Annotated in this window: 15 protein-coding genes; 10 read left to right on the top strand and 5 right to left on the bottom strand. The window is 74.6% G+C overall.

The window, feature by feature from the left end:
• Window positions 1-411: 411 nt before the first annotated feature.
• Entirely contained in the window at window positions 412-2,490 is a 2,079-nt protein-coding gene (locus tag ACIP64_RS22830; RefSeq protein ID WP_401589673.1) for an FUSC family protein, read from the bottom strand.
• A 123-nt stretch (window positions 2,491-2,613) separates the two neighbouring features.
• Between ACIP64_RS22830 and ACIP64_RS22825 the strand changes: the two genes are divergently transcribed.
• From ACIP64_RS22825 to ACIP64_RS22785, 9 genes are all read left to right on the top strand, one after another.
• Window positions 2,614-2,772, top strand: coding sequence for a hypothetical protein (locus ACIP64_RS22825; RefSeq protein ID WP_401589670.1), 159 nt, complete (start codon window positions 2,614-2,616; stop codon window positions 2,770-2,772).
• Between the two features lie 71 nt (window positions 2,773-2,843).
• On the top strand, window positions 2,844-2,972 hold the full coding sequence (locus ACIP64_RS22820; protein WP_401589668.1) for a hypothetical protein: 129 nt from the start codon (window positions 2,844-2,846) through the stop codon (window positions 2,970-2,972).
• A 95-nt stretch (window positions 2,973-3,067) separates the two neighbouring features.
• Window positions 3,068-3,598: a winged helix-turn-helix domain-containing protein gene (locus ACIP64_RS22815; protein ID WP_401589665.1), complete on the top strand. Its 531-nt coding sequence runs from the start codon at window positions 3,068-3,070 to the stop codon at window positions 3,596-3,598.
• Window positions 3,599-3,774: 176 nt separating this feature from the next.
• Window positions 3,775-5,907: a SpoIIE family protein phosphatase gene (locus ACIP64_RS22810; RefSeq protein WP_401589663.1), complete on the top strand. Its 2,133-nt coding sequence runs from the start codon at window positions 3,775-3,777 to the stop codon at window positions 5,905-5,907.
• Between the two features lie 138 nt (window positions 5,908-6,045).
• Window positions 6,046-6,669 (top strand): SRPBCC family protein, encoded by a 624-nt coding sequence (locus ACIP64_RS22805; RefSeq protein WP_401589660.1) that lies wholly within the window; start codon window positions 6,046-6,048, stop codon window positions 6,667-6,669.
• A gap of 98 nt (window positions 6,670-6,767) precedes the next feature.
• Entirely contained in the window at window positions 6,768-8,207 is a 1,440-nt protein-coding gene (gene gndA, locus ACIP64_RS22800; protein ID WP_401589658.1) for an NADP-dependent phosphogluconate dehydrogenase, read from the top strand.
• A 79-nt stretch (window positions 8,208-8,286) separates the two neighbouring features.
• A complete protein-coding gene (locus tag ACIP64_RS22795) occupies window positions 8,287-8,919 on the top strand; it encodes a uridine kinase (RefSeq protein WP_401589655.1) in 633 nt (210 codons plus the stop codon).
• A gap of 52 nt (window positions 8,920-8,971) precedes the next feature.
• Window positions 8,972-9,994, top strand: a complete 1,023-nt coding sequence (locus ACIP64_RS22790; RefSeq protein WP_401589653.1) for a GNAT family N-acetyltransferase — start codon at window positions 8,972-8,974, stop codon at window positions 9,992-9,994.
• A gap of 256 nt (window positions 9,995-10,250) precedes the next feature.
• A complete protein-coding gene (locus tag ACIP64_RS22785; RefSeq protein WP_401589651.1) occupies window positions 10,251-10,844 on the top strand; it encodes a lytic polysaccharide monooxygenase in 594 nt (197 codons plus the stop codon).
• Between the two features lie 132 nt (window positions 10,845-10,976).
• Here the strand turns inward: ACIP64_RS22785 and ACIP64_RS22780 are convergent, their stop codons facing one another.
• The 3 genes from ACIP64_RS22780 to ltaE form a co-directional block, all read right to left on the bottom strand.
• Window positions 10,977-12,218: a ricin-type beta-trefoil lectin domain protein gene (locus tag ACIP64_RS22780; protein WP_401590141.1), complete on the bottom strand. Its 1,242-nt coding sequence runs from the start codon at window positions 12,216-12,218 to the stop codon at window positions 10,977-10,979.
• A 297-nt stretch (window positions 12,219-12,515) separates the two neighbouring features.
• Window positions 12,516-13,163 (bottom strand): L,D-transpeptidase family protein, encoded by a 648-nt coding sequence (locus ACIP64_RS22775; protein ID WP_401589648.1) that lies wholly within the window; start codon window positions 13,161-13,163, stop codon window positions 12,516-12,518.
• Window positions 13,164-13,332: 169 nt separating this feature from the next.
• Window positions 13,333-14,451, bottom strand: coding sequence for a low-specificity L-threonine aldolase (ltaE, locus tag ACIP64_RS22770; protein ID WP_401589646.1), 1,119 nt, complete (start codon window positions 14,449-14,451; stop codon window positions 13,333-13,335).
• Window positions 14,452-14,787: 336 nt separating this feature from the next.
• On the opposite strand from ltaE, the gene ACIP64_RS22765 reads away from it, so the two are divergent.
• Complete coding sequence (locus ACIP64_RS22765) at window positions 14,788-15,768, top strand: DMT family transporter (protein ID WP_401589644.1); 981 nt, start codon at window positions 14,788-14,790, stop codon at window positions 15,766-15,768.
• Here ACIP64_RS22765 and ACIP64_RS22760 read toward each other — a convergent pair.
• The gene (locus ACIP64_RS22760) at window positions 15,722-16,507 is read right to left on the bottom strand and encodes a hypothetical protein (protein ID WP_401589641.1); all 786 of its coding nucleotides are present in this window, start codon (window positions 16,505-16,507) and stop codon (window positions 15,722-15,724) included. The two genes, ACIP64_RS22765 and ACIP64_RS22760, sit on opposite strands and share 47 nt — an antisense overlap.
• Window positions 16,508-16,513 lie beyond the last annotated feature (6 nt).

The raw sequence follows: 16,513 nt of genomic DNA, 5'->3' as shown, positions 1-16,513 counted from the left end.
GCGCGCGGCGTCGGAAGGGGCGGCTTGAGGGCGTCGGCGTCTGGGCGAGGAGTTTCGGCGCTACCCGGTACAGGGCTCGGGTCGTCCCGCCGTCGTCGACCGAGCCGGGAGATCTCCGGCGGATGCACGGCCCCGCCTCGTCTGCCGCATGCCTGGGTGCGGCCGCCCCGGTGCAGGGCGCGTCAACGGCGGCTTCGGGCCTCTGGACGTGGAGTTCAGCGCTGGGGCGCGGCGTGGTCCTTCGCCGCGCGGAATTGGCCTCGGCCGCGACTGAGCGATGCCGGGCGCCGCCCCGGCCCGCAGGCCGGCCTCGTGGGCGGCGCTTCCGCGAGGGCCGGGACCTCCCTGTCCGCCCGGACGACCGCGTTCGGCGCGCTGTGCAGGGCGTCCAGGGCGCGCCCTCAGCGCGCGTCAGTGGCGGCGGGAGGGGCGGGGGCGGGGGAGGGGGCGGAAGGCGGCTTCGAGGTCGTCGAGGGTTTCGACGAGGAGTTCCGCGCTGCGGCGCACCACGCGGTCCTCCGCAGACGGCGACCACTGCCCCAGCGTCGCGCGGACGCCGGAGAAGTCCGGCGGGCGCCGGGTGCGGACCGCGGCGGCGCCCTGGGCAGTGGCGTCGCGCAGCGCGGCGGCGAAGGGGACGGCGTCCGGCACCGGGGGCGCGTCCGGCGCGGGCAGGTGGGCCTCCATGAGCATCGGGATGCGGCCCAGGGCCGAGAGCGCGGCGTCGGCGGCGTCCGCGGAGCGGCGGGACAGTCCGCGGCCGCGGACCGGTTCGGCGTTCGCGCGGGCCACGGCCTGGTCCCACGCGAGCGCGGCGGCGCGCGCGTCCAGCAGCGCGGAGCGCACGGCCTCGCGGCGGCCCTTCCCGGGGGCGCCGTGCGCCTCGAGCGCGGTGGCCGCGTAACGCCCGGTCGCCTCGATGCGTTCCGCGAGCCGGTCCCGCAGCCGGGGCGTCTCCCACGCCGGGAAGACGGCGTAGCCGATCATCGCCAGCAGCCCGCCGAGCAGGGTCAGCAGGACCCGCTCGGGCACGGTCTGCGTCCACTGGGCGCCGGCCATGCCCAGCAGGAACACCACGTACGCGGAGACGGCCACCTGCGAGACCAGGTAGCCGGTGCGCATCAGCAGGTACAGCAGGCCGACCGAGACCAGGGCGAGGGCCGCGCACAGGTAGGTCCCGGGGGAGAACGCCTGCATGACGGCGGTCGCCACGGTCACCCCGGCCAGCGTGCCGACGAAGCGCGCCACGCCGCGCGCGTACGTCTGCGAGAAGTCCGGCCGCATGACCATCACCGAGGTCAGCGGCGCCCAGTAGGCGTGGCCGAGCGGCAGCGCGGCGCCCAGGGCGTAGCCCGCGGGGGTGACCGCGGCGAGCCGGATCGCGTGCCGGAGGACGGGCGAGTCCCGGCGCAGCTCCCGGCGCACCGTGCGGACGGTCAGCGGAACGAGTTCCCACAGGGTCGGGCGGCGCAGGTGCGCGGTGTCCGTCCCGGCGGAGCCCTCGCGGCGGGTCGCGGAGGACACGGCCTCGCCGAGCAGGGCGATCAGCCGCAGGCCGGTACGCCGCGCCGGTCCGCTGAGCTGGTCCCCGGGTCCCGGCTCGACCAGTGCCACGTTCTCGGCCTCCGCGGGCACTCGCACCGGCTCCGCCTCCCGTACCGCCCGCGCCACCGCGTCCAGCACGTCCGCGGCGGCCGCCAGCAGCTGACGGGCCCGGTCGCGCTCCGGTCCCTCGGCGGCCGCGCCGACCGCCGGGTCGGCCAGTGAGGCCAGGACCGGGCGGATGCGCTCGGCCAGGACGCGTTTGCCCCGCAGTGCCGCGGGGCGCCGCCGGGCCTGGCGGGGCGTCACCGTCGCGGCGCTGCGCGCGGCCATCAGCGGCGCGGGGTCGAACGCCGCCACCGGGTCGTGCCGCAGCCGGCGGGCGTAGTCCGCCTCGGCGGCGAAGGCGTCGGCCAGGGCGTCGCGCTGCGGCCCCCAGCGCCGTACGGGGAAGACCACGATCAGCGTGGCCTGCACGGCGCCGCCGGCGGCGATCACCGCCGCGTGGCCCAGCGCCGTCGCCACCGACGTGGGCAGCGTGATGACGACCAGCATCACCGCGACCGTCAGCGACGACACGAGGCCCGCCGTCGGTCCCAGCGCCCATGCCGTGCCCGCGAGGAACGCCCACACCGCGAGCAGCACCACGAACAGGTCCCAGTGCGCGCCGGCGAGATAGCCCAGGAAGGTGCTCACCGCCAGCCCGGCCCCGGTCACCAGGGCCAGCAGCGGCCGGGGGCGCCAGCTGCGCTGGAAGGTGGCCATGCCCGAGGCGAAAGCCCCGAAGGCGGAGGACGCGGCGACCACGGGGGAGGCGAGCCACAGCGTCACGCCGACCACGACGGCGACGCCCGCGGCGCCGCGCAGGGCGATCAGCGGCTCCAGCCTGGTGCGCTCCAGCCGCAGCCCCGCACGGGCGGCCCGGCCCACCGCGCGCAACCAGCTCATGATCCAGAGGATAGGACCGGAAGTGCCGGGTAAGCGCAGCGCACGATCCGTTCCGGCGAGCCCCGAGGAGGACAACCCGCCATGACCGCCTTTGCCCGCGCCCCCCGCGCGACTGTGCCTCCTGTGCCGTCCCCGAACCCCGTGCCGCCCTTCCCGCCCGACCCGGTGCCGCCGTCGCCGACCCCGGTGCCCGGTCCCGCCCCGGACCCGCTGCCCGAGCCGCCCTCGCGGCCGGACCCCGATCCGGCGCCCGAACCGCAGCCGGAGCCGCAGCCGCTGTGAGGAGGGGCCCGGACGGCAGGGGTCGCGCAATCGCGCCCTCGGTGGCCGGGGGGCATGGTTCAATGGTTTCCATGGCCAGCCTCACTGACACCGCGACAGGTCGCAGCGACCTCGAGCCGTTCTGGCCGTCCCGGCAGCAGTACCACTTCGACCGGGAGTGTTGCCGCGCGGTTCCCGCGCGGACCCCGGCCCGCAGCTGACGCCACCGATCCAGGCTGCCGCCCGCTGTCGGTGTCCCGGTCGTCCCGCGCAAGACGTCGTCCACGACTCCTTCGCGCGAAAGAACCGAGACCCCATGTCGCTCACTCCTTCCGTCCCCGTGCCGGCTGCCGGCCGCCAGCGGCTGCGCGCCGTGCGCCCCGGCGAGGTCCCGCCGCCCGTCCCCGACTTCCTGCCGCCCGGTGCCACCTGGCTGCCCGCTCCGGGGCATGTGATCCCCGAACTGGCCGGGCAGCCCCCGATGGTGGGCTATCTCGTCCTCGTCCCCGCCGAGCAGGCGCCCCCCGCGCCGGAGCCGCCCGCCGCGTCCGCTCCGCCGCTGGTGCGCGTCGACACCGAGCGGCGGGTCGCCCAGGTGCACGACCGCACCCTCGATCTCACGTACCTGGAGTTCGAGCTGCTCGCCCATCTCGTCGCCCACCCGCACCGGGTGCACACCCGGGACCAGCTCGTCACCACGGTCTGGGGGTACGGCCATGTGGGTGACGGCCGCACCGTCGACGTCCATGTCGCCCGGCTGCGCCGCAAGCTCGGGCCCGAGCACCGCGCGAGCATCGTGACCGTGCGGCGGGTCGGCTACAAGTACGCGCCGCCCGCGGCCCGCTGAGGCGGCGTCAGTCCGCGGACCGGTCCCGCGGCGCCGCCGGGGAGGCCCCGTGGCCCCCGGCGGCGCCGTGTTTTCCCATGTGTGACGTCCGCGGCATCTTCCCCCACCGGACTATGGGTACGCTGTCCCCATTTCCGCCGCGGCCCGGCGCGGCGGAGGCAGGTCCGGAGGGCGTGATGGCTGAGTCTCGGGAGTGGGCGCCCCCGGCAACCGGGACATCCGTGCCGCCCGGCTGGCCGGCCTCCGCGGACCTGCACATGGCGCTCAACGGCGTGGGCGGCTTCGACTGGGACCTCGACCTCGACCGCGTGCACCTGGACGGCGAGGCGCAGCGGGCCCTCGACGTGGGCCCGGAGGAGTTCGACGGCGACCCCCGCGCCATGCTGGCCCGGCTGGCGCCGGACGAGGCCGCCGCCGTCGACCGCACGATCAAGCAGGCGCTCGCCGAGGGCCGCGCCTCCTGGGGCGCCTACAGCCGGCTCACCCGCCGCGACGGGCGCCACGGCTGGGTCCGTCTGCGCGGCCGCGTCGTGCGCGACGGCGAGGGCCGGGCCCGCCGCGTGATCGGCATCGTCATCGACGCCACCGACGAACTCGTCCAGGCCGCCGCCTGTCTGCGCGAGGAGGACCGGTCCACCGAGAGCGATCTCGTCCTGGAGGTGACCGCGTCCCTGGCCCGGGCCGTGACCGTTCGCGATGTGACCGCCGCCCTGACCGGCAACCGCCGGATGGACCGGCTCGGCATCGCCAGCCTCTTCCTCGGCCAGGTCGAGGGCGGCCGGGTGCACGTGGTGAGCGACGCCAAGGAGACCAGCTGGGTCCCCGAGCTCCAGTACACCCGGATCGACGAGGAGTACCCGATGAGCGAGGTCGTCCGCACGCTGACGCCGCGCTTCATCACCTCGCCCGAGGAATTCGCCCGCCGCTACCCGGAGTTGTGGCCGCACATCGAGCCGCTGGGCCCCTCGGCCGCGGCCTATCTGCCGCTCATCGCGCAGGGTGAGCCGATCGGCGCGCTGGGTCTGCTCTACCGGCACAAGACGACGTTCTCCCCGCAGGAGCGCGACCTGCTCATCGCGCTCGGCGGCAGCATCGCCCAGAGCCTCCAGCGGGCCATGCTGTACGACCAGGAGCACGACCTCGCGCAGGGCCTGCAGACCGCCATGCTGCCGCGCACGATCCCGGACGTCCCGGGCGCCGAGATAGCCGTGCGCTACCGCTCCGCGCGGCTGGCCCGGGACATCGGCGGCGACTGGTACGACGTCGTGGCGCTCCCCGGCGGCCGGGTCGCCGTCGTCGTGGGCGACGTCCAGGGGCACGACACCCATGCCGCCGCCGTCATGGGGCAGTTGCGGATAGCGCTGCGCGCCTACGCCGCCGAGGGCCACGCCCCGGCCAGCGTCATGGCCCGCGCCTCCGCCTTCCTGCACGAGCTGGACACCGACCGCTTCGCCACCTGTCTGTACGCGCAGGCCGACCCCGCGACCGGCGCCACCCTCGTGGTCCGGGCCGGGCACATCGACCCGCTGGTCCGGCAGGCGGACGGCACCGTCCGCGTCCTGCCCACCTCCGGTGGCCTCCCGCTCGGGCTGTCCGCGCAGTTCGGCCCGCCCGAGTACCCGGTGACCGCGGCCGAACTCGCCCCGGGTGACGCCCTTCTGATGTTCAGTGACGGGCTCGTGGAGCGGCCCGGCGCGGACCTCGACGACGGTGTGCGCCTGCTGGCCGGCGCGCTGCGCGACGGGCCGTGCGGCCTGCAGAACCTGGCCGACCACCTGACCACCGTCATGGGCGAGCCGGCCACCGAGGACGACATGGCCCTGCTCCTGCTGCGCCGCGACGGCGACGCCAGGTCGGCCCCGGCGCGCCGGCGGCACCAGCACGTCGCCCAGGGGGACCCCGGGGCGCTCGTCGAGGCCCGTGCCATGGTCCGCGAGGCCATGGCGGCGTGGGGCATGCCCGGCCGGGCGGACGAGGCCGAGCTCGCGGCCGACGAACTGATCACCAACGCCCTGGTGCACACCGACGGCGGCGCCGTGCTCACCCTGCGCCTGCTCCCCGACCCGGCCCCGGCGCACGGCGAGGCCGGCTTCCCCCGCAGGCTGCGCGTCGAGGTCCACGACCTGGCCGCGAGCTGGCCGCGCCGCCGGGAGCCCGGCGACGGCGAGCTGTCCGGCCGCGGGCTGCTGCTGGTGGACCGGCTCGCCGACGCCTGGGGCGTCGAACCGCACGGTTCGGGCAAGTCCGTGTGGTGCGAGTTCCACGACGCGGGCACCGGCGGGCGGGACCCCGGTACCCCGATCGGCTGAAAGCAAGCGCCGGCGTTCCGCCCGGGTGCCGTTTCGGCCGGTCATGGGCCGCGGATTCACCCGTACGGCTCACTCGCCACGACACGCCGCCATTTGCCCCGCACGCTGTCGGTGAGGAGCCAAGAGGGAACTGCTCACATGCTGGCCGCGCCGGCACCGGGGAGGTCTGCGATGCCGACGGTGTCTACAAGCGTGATCGTCACCCGAACCGTGGAAGAGGTCTTCGACTTCCTGGCCGACGCCCGCAACCTCCAGATGTGGAGTTCGGGCGTGGCCGCCGTCTCGACGGAGTGCGTGCCCCCGGGGGAGCGGGCGGTGTACCGCTACCACTACCCCGGCCGCCACCGCGAACACCGGCTGGTCTGCTCGGTCTACCAGCCCTGCCGCAGGATCACCTACCGGGGGCGGCGGATGTGGAGTCCCCTGGGCACCCAGGTCCCCGAGTACGCCTTCCGTATGCTGCCCCACTCCCAGGGCTCGTTCGTGCAGCTCAGCGTCACCAGCACGCTCGGCGGGGGCATGCTGCTGCTGGCCCCCTTCCTCGGCTGGGCGTGGCGCCGCGACCTGCCCGAGGACGCGCGCCGGCTCCGCGAGGCGCTCGGCAGCCCGCTGGTGGCGCCCCCGCAGCCTCCCCCGCCGGCCGGGCAGGTACGTGCCGCCGCTCCACGCGCCCCGGCCGCCGCCGCATTGCCGGCGGCGGCCGCCCTGCGTCCCGCGCTGCCCCGTGTAGCAGGTCAGGACCGCATAGGCACGGGCACCTGACGGATCCGCCCGAAGTTCCCTCGATCCGGGTGCTTCGCTGACAGGCTGGACGCCGTAGGTGCCCCACCCCCGCACGACTGAACAGAGAGGACCCGCAGATGGCGGAGCAGGCCCGCATCGGCGTCACCGGACTGGCGGTCATGGGCCGCAACCTGGCCAGGAACCTCGCGCGGCACGGTCACCCGGTGGCCCTGCACAACCGCACTCCGGCAAGGACGCGGTCCCTGGTCGAGGAGTTCGGCGGCGAGGGCGAATTCCACCCCGCGGAGACCCTCAAGGAGTTCGTCGACTCCCTGGAACGTCCCCGGCGCATCATCATCATGGTCAAGGCCGGCGGCCCCACCGACGCCGTGATCGACGAACTCGTGCCGCTCCTCGAACCGGGCGACATGGTCGTCGACGGCGGCAACGCCGACTACCGCGACACCCGGCGCCGGGAGAAGGCGCTGCGCGAGCAGGGCCTGCACTTCGTCGGCACCGGTATCTCCGGCGGCGAGGAGGGCGCGCTCAACGGCCCCTCGATCATGCCGGGCGGCTCGGCCGAGTCCTACGAGTCCCTCGGCCCGATCCTGGAGGACATCGCCGCCAAGGTCGACGGCGTCCCGTGCTGCACGCACGTGGGCCCCGACGGCGCCGGGCACTTCGTGAAGATGGTGCACAACGGCATCGAGTACGCCGACATGCAGCTCATCGCCGAGGCGTACGACCTGCTGCGGCACGCGGCGGGCAAGCGGCCGGGCGAGATCGCGGACATCTTCCGGACGTGGAACTCCGGCCGCCTGGAGTCGTACCTCGTGGAGATCACCGCCGAGGTGCTGGCGCACACCGACGCCGAGACCGGCAAGCCGTTCGTCGACGTGGTCCTCGACCGCGCCGAGCAGAAGGGCACCGGGCGCTGGACCGTGCAGAACGCGCTCGACTTCGGCGTTCCTGCGTCCGGCATCGCCGAGGCCGTCTTCGCTCGCTCGCTGTCCGGCAGCACCGAGCTGCGCGAGGCCAGCGGCGGACTGCCCGGCCCCAGCGAGACCTGGCTCGACAGCGCGGCGGGCGACCGCTTCGCCGACGACGTCGAGCAGGCGCTGTACGCGTCGAAGATCGTCGCCTACGCCCAGGGCTTCAACCTCATCCAGGCCGGCAGCGCGGAGTTCGGCTGGAACGTCGACCCCGGCGCCATGGCCACCATCTGGCGCGGCGGCTGCATCATCCGGGCCCGCTTCCTCAACCGGATCAAGGAGGCGTACGACTCCGATCCCGGCCGTGCCACCCTGCTGACGGACGCCCACTTCGCGGACGCGGTCGGCTCGGCCCAGGACGCCTGGCGCCGCGTCGTGACCACCGCCGCCCAACTCGGCGTCCCCGCGCCCGGGTTCTCCGCCGCGCTCGCGTACTACGACGCGCTGCGCGCGGACCGGCTGCCCGCCGCGCTCGTCCAGGGGCTGCGGGACTTCTTCGGGGCGCACACGTACGGGCGCGTCGACAAGCCGGGCGCGTTCCACACGCTGTGGGGCGGGGACCGCTCGGAGATCCCCGCGGGCTGATCCCCGGCCGTCCGGCGGCTCGTCCCCCTCCGCGAGGGCGGGTGGACGCGCCGCCGGACGGTCCCTGCACAATGGGGGCGTGCGACTGACCCCCGTGAGCTGGGAACGGCTGACCGAAGCGCTGGCCGACCGCGTGGTGGAACTGAAGCCGCAGGACGGGGGAGAGCGCCCGCGCGTGGCCGTCGACGGGGCTCCCGCGGCGCGCCCCGAGGCCCTGGCGGAAAGCCTCGCGGACGCCCTGCGGCTGCGCGGGCGGCCGGTGCTGCGGGTCGCCGCGCGGACGTACTGGCAGCCCGCGTCGCAGCGTTTCGAGCTGGGGCGCCGCGACCCCGACGCCTACTACGACCGCTGGCTCGACACCGGCGCGCTGTGGCGCGAGGTGTTCGACCCGCTCGCGCCCGGCGGCAGCGGGCGGGTGCTGCCGTCGCGCTGGAACCCGGACACGGACCGCGCGACCCGCGCCGCGTACGAGGAACTGCCGCCGGGCGGTGTGCTGCTCCTGGAGGGCGCGCTGCTGCAGGGCTACGGGTTCCCGTTCGACCTGAGCGTGCACCTGCGGATGTCGCAGGGGGCGCTGGCCCGCCGGACCCCGGAGGAGGAGCGCTGGACGCTCCCGGCGTACGAGCGGTACGAGCGGGAGGCCGCGCCGGGGGAGACCGCGGACATCCTCGTCCATACCGACGACCCCCGGCACCCGGCGTGGACGGGCTGACCGGGCGCCGCTTGCAGCCGCCCCACGGCGACCGTTAGCGTCCCGGAGCACCATGACTGTCGCCATAGCTCCGCTGACCGCCGAGCACGTTCCCGAAGCCGCCGCTCTGCTCGACCGCTGGTACGGAAAGGCCCGAAGAGGCGTGCCGCTCCAGCCGGGACGGGCCGCGGGCTCGCCGGGCGGCGAGGAACTGCTCGGGAAGATGCTCGCGGGGCCGCGCACGGAGGCGGTCGCCTCCCGCGGCGGCGACGGCACGATGACCGGGTACCTCGTGGCGGCCCCGGTGGACCTCGCGGACGACGACCGCGCCGCGCTGCGCGCCCACCCCCGCTCGGCGCTGGTGGGCTACGGCGGGCACGCGCTGCGCGCCGGCCGCGACGGGCTGCGGGACGACGTGCTGCGGGGGCTGTACACGACGGTGGCGCAGCGACTGGTCGCGGACCGCCGGTATGTGCACTACGTGGACCTGCCCGCCGACGACGAGGCGGCGCTCGCCTGGTTCCGGTGCGGCTTCGGGCTGGAACGGGTTCGCGGCCTGATGGCCGTGCGGCCCAAGGGTCGCCAACCGCGCGGCGTGGACGCGCTGTCGGTGCGCCGGGCGGGACCGGGGGACCTGGAGCGGATCGGGCGGATGGCGGTGGAGGCGGCCCGCGCCGACCGGGGTGCCGCGGTGTTCCGCCCGCAGCCCGAGCCGGCGCTCGCCGCGCTGCGCACGCACTACGCGGGCGCGCTGGCCGATCCGCGCAGCGGGGCGTGGGTGGCGCTGCGCCGGGGCGAGGAGATCGGCATGGTCGTGCTGATCCCGGCGGAGCCCGGCCCGGTGGTGCCGGAGGGGTGCGTCGAACTGGTCGAGGCGTACGTGACGCATGTCGCCCGCGGCGAGGGCATCAGCCGGGTGCTGCTGGCGACCGCGCTGGCGTGGGCGTACGACCACGGGTACCGGCACATCACGGCGAGCTGGTCAGCGGGTTCGCCGGTGTCCGCGGCGAATTGGCCGGCGGTGGGGTTCCGTCCCGTGGCGTACCGGCTCCAGCGGGTGCTCGACCCGAGGATGTGGGCGACCCCACAGCGCTGAGGGGTTTGGTGGTGCGAACCACCTCTCCTTGACTGTTAAACTATCAAGGGTTCGCGCGAGGACAGAATCGTTTCTGCTGCGAACCCCCGCGACTGCCCCGGCCAGATCCCCCCGTCCTGGCCGGGGCTTCTCCTTTTTTCTTGGTCTAGACATGACCAACTCATCGGAGTACCTTCACTATTGGTCCAGACCAAGCCGGTCCTGCAGGCTCCGCAACTGCTCTCAGAACTCCCCCACGTTCTCCGAGGAGCGAAGCATGCCCAGAAAGCTCGGCGCGGCCGTTGTCGGCCTCGCCCTCGCCGGACTGTCCGTCCTGGCCACCGGCAGCGCCTACAGCCACGGCTACACGGACTCCCCGATCAGCCGTCAGAAGCTCTGCGCCAACGGCACGGTGACCAACTGCGGTGACATCCAGTGGGAGCCCCAGAGCGTCGAGGGCCCCAAGGGCTTCCCGTCCACCGGGCCCTCCGACGGCACCATCTGCGCGGGCGGCAACAGCCGGTTCGCCCAGCTCGACAACCCGCGCGGCGGCACCGGCTGGCCCACCACCAAGGTCACCGGCGGCCAGAACTACAGCTTCCGCTGGCAGTTCACGGCTTCCCACGCGACCGCCGACTTCAAGTACTACATCACCAAGCAGGGCTTCGACCCGAGCCGGCCGCTCACCCGCTCCGCGCTCACGCTGACGCCCTTCCTGACGGTCAACTACAACGGGGCCCGGCCCCCGGCGACCGTCACCCACCAGGGCGCCATCCCCACCGGTCACACCGGGCGCCACATCATCCTGGCGGTGTGGACGGTCGCGGACACGACCAACGCCTTCTACGCCTGCTCCGACGTGCAGTACTGACCACCTGGCCGCGCCGCCGGGCCCGCCGGTCCCCCCTCGGCGGCCCGGCGGCGCTGCCGTTCCCGGGGGGCCGCCGTGCGGAGCGCCGTCGACCGGCGCTCCGCACGGCGGGGTCGGCGGGGACCCAGGGGCTCAGGAACCCAGCGTCCACTTCTGGTTCGCCCCGCCGGTGCAGGTCCACAGCTGGAGCCGGGTGCCGTTGGCGGAGTTGTTGCCCGTCACGTCCAGGCACTTGTTCGCCTGCGGGTTGACGATGTCGTGGGCGGCGGACAGGACCCACTTCTGGTTGGTGCCGCCGGCGCAGTCCCACAGTTGGAGCTGGGAGCCGTCGGCGGTGCCGAAGTCCTTGACGTCCAGGCACTTGCCGAGGGCGCGCAGGGTGCCGTCCGCGGCGGCCGTCCACTGCTGGGCGGCCGAGCCGTTGCAGTCGTAGAGCTGGACGGGGGTCCCGTTGGCCGGGTTGGCGCCGGCGACGTCGACGCACTTGCCGGCCAGGCCGGTGATGCGCCCGGCGCCGCCCCCGCCGGAACCGCCGTCGGAGGTGGTGACGCGTACGTAGTCGACGACGAGTTGCTGCGGGAAGGAGGTGCTGCCGTCCGGGTCGCCCGGCCAGTAGCCCCCCACCGCGAGGTTGAGGATGACGAAGAACGGCTTGTTGAACACCCACTGCCGGCCGCCGAGGTCCGCGGGGGTGCGGCGCTGGTAGACGGTGCCGTCGACCGACCAGCTGATGGAGTCCGGGCTCCAGTCGATGGCGAAGGTGTGGAAGGCGTCGGCGAAGGCCTGGCCGCCCGGGAGGGTGTAGCCGGCGCCGATGCCGCCGGACCCGGAGTAGCCGGGACCGTGGAGCGTGCCGTGCACGGAGCCGGGCTCGAAGCCGACGTTCTCCATGATGTCGATCTCGCCGCTGGCGGGCCAGCCGATGTCGCCGATGTTGCTGCCCAGCATCCAGAACGCGGGCCACATGCCCTGGCCGCGGGGGAGCTTCATCCGGGTCTCGACATGCCCGTAGGTGGTGGTGAAGCGGCCGGAGGTGTTCAGCCGGGCCGAGGTGTACTGGCAACTGCCGTACCAGCACTGGTAGCCGGCGGGGTTCTCCTTGCGGGCGGTGATGACGAGGTGGCCCTGGCCGTCGAGGGCGGCGTTGCGGTTGCCCGCGGTGTAGTACTGCCGCTCGTGGTTGTTGACGTTGTCGCCGGTCTCGACCTGCCACTTGCCGCCGTCGACGCCGCTGCCGGCCGCGCCGTCGAACTCGTCCGCGAAGGTGGTGACGGCCGCCGCGGCGGCGGGGGCCGCTGCCGGGGCGCCGCTCGCGGGGCCCGTGGTCGTGAGGGCGGCGAGGGCGAGCAGGCCGGTGATGCCTGCGGCGAGCAGGCCGCGGGCGCGGGGGCGCCGGCGGGGGCGTGGGGGGACTGTGTTCACGCGTGATGCCTTTCATGGTGGGGCATGTACCTGACATGTGAACTCGCGGGAGAGGCCGGACGCCGTGGTCATGGGGGACGCGTGCGGCCCATCCGCCTTTGTTCAAGGCTTAGTTCACGCCGTGATTGAACTGCCGGGTCAAGAGCCCGTCAAGAGGTCTGGACCAAGAAGAGGGCCCGCGCGGGAATCCCCGCGCGGGCCCGCCCCGCACCGCTACCCTGTCCCGCCGCACGTCGCGGCGGCCGTCCGTCAGGTGCCGGGCTTGCGCCCGTACACGTAGACGTCGTCACCGGTCTTGAGCATGCTCCAGTACTTCTTCGCGTCCGCCGAGCGCATGTTCACGCAGCCGTGCGAACCCGGCGGGGACCACACGCTCCCCGCGATCGAGTGGAACGCCTCGCCGCCGTCGAAGAACTGGCTGTACGGCATCGCGACGTGGTAGATCGTCGAGTAGTGGTTGATGTGCCGCCAGTAGATCTTCTTCAGGCCGGTCCGCGTCTCGTAGCCGTTGCGGCCCGTCCGGACCGGCACCGGCCCGAACTTGAGGGTCTTGCCGTCCTGGATCCAGCTCAGCTGCCGGGTCAGGTCGACGCAGGCGATGCGCCCCTTGTTCGTGGGGCACTTGCCCGCCTTGTTCGGCGTCCGGCCCGCCGCCTTCTGGGCGTTCATGATCTTCATGACGCCCCAGGTCACCGGCCCCGCGTAGCCCGCGTTCGGGTAGATGCCGTTCTTCGTCTGGAACGCGCGTATCGCGTTGCAGTCCGCCGACGACTGCTTCCCGTCCACGGGCCGCCCGAGGAACTTCTCCACTTCCTTCTGGTACGGCCCCTTGCTCGCCGTGCACTTCGAGGCGGCGTGCGCCGTGCCGCCCCCCGCGACGACCGGAGTCACCGCCATCACGGCCACCGCGAGAACCGCACCCGCGCGCCGTCCCGCTGACAATCCCGCTCCCATGGTTCCCCTTCCCCGCCGGGCCGCCGTACGACGGCCTCACTCCCTAGGACATCCGGGAGGGGCGGGAGGTTGCGGTGACGGGACGACGCGCCTCGTCAACTGGACTGCGGAATCAGCGGGTTGAGGATCCCTCCAGCGCCTCTCGCACCGTGCGCACCGCCCGCTCCGTGTCCTCGCGGGTGATCTCCAGGTGGAACACGAAGCGCAGCCGCCCCGGGTAGGCGGCGCACAGCACCCCGCGCTCCGCGAGGCGTGCCCGTACCTCGTCCGCGGTCAGCCCCGGCGCGGGCTCGGCGAAGACCATGTTGGTCTGCGCGGGTTCGACGTCCAGGGCGGCCACGTCCTTGAGGCCCTCCGCGAACAGCGCGGCATGCGCGTGGTCGTCGGCCAGCCGCGGCACGTGGTGCTCCAGGGCATACAGGGCCCCCGCCGCCACCACACCGGCCTGCCGCATCCCGCCGCCCAGCGCCTTGCGCCAGCGCAGGGCGCGTGCGACGAACTCCCGGGAGCCCAGCAACGTGGAACCGACCGGGGCGCCGAGGCCCTTGCTGAAGCACACCGAGACGCTGTCGAAGTTCCCCGCGATCAGCCGCGCCTGCTCGAACGGGTCGCCGCCCGCGGCCACCGCCGCGTTGAACAGCCGCGCCCCGTCCAAGTGGGTGGCCAGCCCGTGCTCCCGGGCGAGACCGGTGGCCGTGCGCAGGTAGTCCAGCGGGACGGGCCGGCCGCCGATGGTGTTCTCCAGGCAGAGCAGCCGGGTGCGCGGGAAGTGCGGGTCGTCCGGCTTGACCGCCGCCGCGATGTCCGCCGGGTCCAGCGTGCCGTCCGCCCGGTGCGGCAGCGGATTCGGCTGGATGCCGCCCAGCACGGCCGCGCCGCCGCCCTCCCAGCGGTAGACGTGGGCCGACTGCCCGGCGATGTACTCGTCCCCGCGACCGCAGTGGGTCAGCAGCGCGCAGAGGTTGCTCTGCGTGCCCGAGGACACGAACAGCGCGGCCTCGAAGCCCAGGCGCTCCGCGATCCGCTCCTGGAGGGCGTTGACGGTGGGGTCCTCCTTGAAGACGTCGTCCCCCACCGGGGCGTCGGCCATCGCCCGGCGCATGGCCTCGCCGGGCCGGGTGACGGTGTCGCTGCGCAGGTCCAGGACACGGGCGGGGGCTTCGCCGCCGGCCGCGCCGACGTCTGCGGCGGTGGCGGTGGCGGGGGCATCGGTGGCATCGGTAGTGCGCATGGCCTCACCCTGCCACGCCCGCCCCGGCGACCCGCGGCCGGTACGATCGCCGGATGGACCCCTACTGGCACGCCGTCCTGCCGCCGCCGTGCGCCTGACCGGGCGCACTCACTGACGGCCTGATCTCCCCCAGCCCAGCTACCGCTGGGAGGTGCCCCCACCCCAGCTACCGCTGGGGTGCACTCCACCGGCCTTCGGCCCGGGGGAGTCCATGGGACGACACGACCTGGACCCGCCCCAGACCCGCGCCCCCGGCGAGCCGCGCGCCGCCCGGGGTCGCGGTAGTGCGCCCGCTGCGAATCCGCTCCTTCCGATTCGTGACGAAAGGCCACCGCCGTGCCCGAACTCTCTCCCGCCGCTTCCGCACGCCCGCTCACCATCCGACCGCCCGCCGCCCGCTCCCGGTTCACCCAGGGCGCCCTGCCGATCCTGGCCGCCGCGCTGCTGTGGGGCACCACCGGGACCGCCGCATCCTTCGCGCCCGCCGGCGCCGCGCCCGCGGCGGTCGGCGGCGCGGGTCTCGTCCTCGGCGGCCTGCTCCTGCTGGCCGGTGCCCGCGGCGCCGCGGCGCTGCTGCGCTCCACCGGGCGGGGCCGCCGCCCGCTGCTCGCCGTCGGCGCCCTCGCCGTGGCCGGGTATCCGCTCGCGTTCTACCCGGCGGTCGCCCGCACGGGCGTGGCCGTCGCCACCGTGATCGCGCTCGGCAGTGCGCCGGTCTTCACCGGACTGCTGGCCTGGGCGGCCCGCGTCGACCGGCCGGGCCCGCGCTGGATTGCCGCCACCGCGGCAGCGGTGCTCGGCTGCGCCCTGCTCGTCCTGGGCGGCGGCGCGGGCGCGGCCGACCGCACCGATCTCACGGGCGTCGCCCTCGCCGCATTGGCCGGGCTGTCGTACGCGCTCTACTCGCTCGTCGGGGGCCACCTCATCGGCGAGGGCCACGCCCCCGGCGCGGTGATGGGCGTCCTCTTCGGCGCGGCGGGGGTGCTCACGCTGCCGGTCGTCCTCGCTTCGGGAGCGGCGGCGTGGCTGCCGACCGCGCGCGGTGCTGCCGTCGTCCTGCACCTCGCGCTGCTGACCACGTTCCTCGCCTACCGCCTGTTCGGCCACGGCCTGCGCCGCACGACCGCCGCCGCGGCGACCACCCTCACACTCGCCGAGCCCGCGGTCGCCGCCCTGCTCGGCGTCGCCGTCCTGGGCGAGCGCCTCACGCCGCTGTCCTGGACGGGGCTCGGCGTGCTCGGGCTGGCCCTTGCGGCCCTCTCCCGCGGGGTCAGGAGGAGTGCTGGAGCGCCTGCGGCCCGGAGTACAGCGCCGTGAACGGGTGGGCCGACGGCGCGCCGCCCGCCTTGCGCGACAGCGGCAGCCACAGGGAGAGGTTCAGGCTCGTCCGGTCGAACACCTTGTGCGCGCCGAGTTCAGCGGCGGCGCGGCCGGCCTCGGCCGAGTCGAGGTGTTCCAGCGCGGCGACGGCCGCGTGCACGGCGGCCCTGTCCGACACGGACTCCGCGGCGCGCACACGGAACAGGCCCATCTGCCGCTCGTCCGGCGCTCGCAGCAGCCAGACGCTCGCCAGGCCCTGCCCGGCGGCCTCCTCGAGAACGGCCGGCCACGCACGTTCCAGGACCCCGGCGTCGTCCGCCTGCCCCGTCCAGGACCAGCGCTCCAGCCGGCTCACGTGGTGCGTCGTGGCGAGCGGCGTCAGGTCGTGGGCGCCGACGACCCGCCAGACGCGGCGGTCGACATGGCTGAAGAACGGCCGGCTCCAGAACGGGACACCCGGCTCCAGTTCGAGCTGCTCGGTGAAACGCACATAGGCGACGGCGTTCTCCCAGGTGTCGAAGACGTAGCGGCCGCCGACCTGGTTGACGCCGAGTTCCTCGTCCCTGCGCAGCGGCACGTACTTGTGGTGCATGCCGGGGCGGTCGTCCATGGCGGGACGGTCGCCCTCCGCAAGGCCGTCGATCTCCTGGGCCGACAGGTGGCCGGGCAGGTCGAAGTCCGACGTGAAGGCGGCCTCGGCGGCGATCGGTCCGGTGGGGTGGTCGCGGATGTCCATGAGTGT

Source organism: Streptomyces sp. NPDC088733 (genome assembly GCF_044751185.1).
GTDB lineage: Bacteria > Actinomycetota > Actinomycetes > Streptomycetales > Streptomycetaceae > Actinacidiphila.
This window is presented reverse-complemented; position numbering and strand designations above follow the sequence as displayed.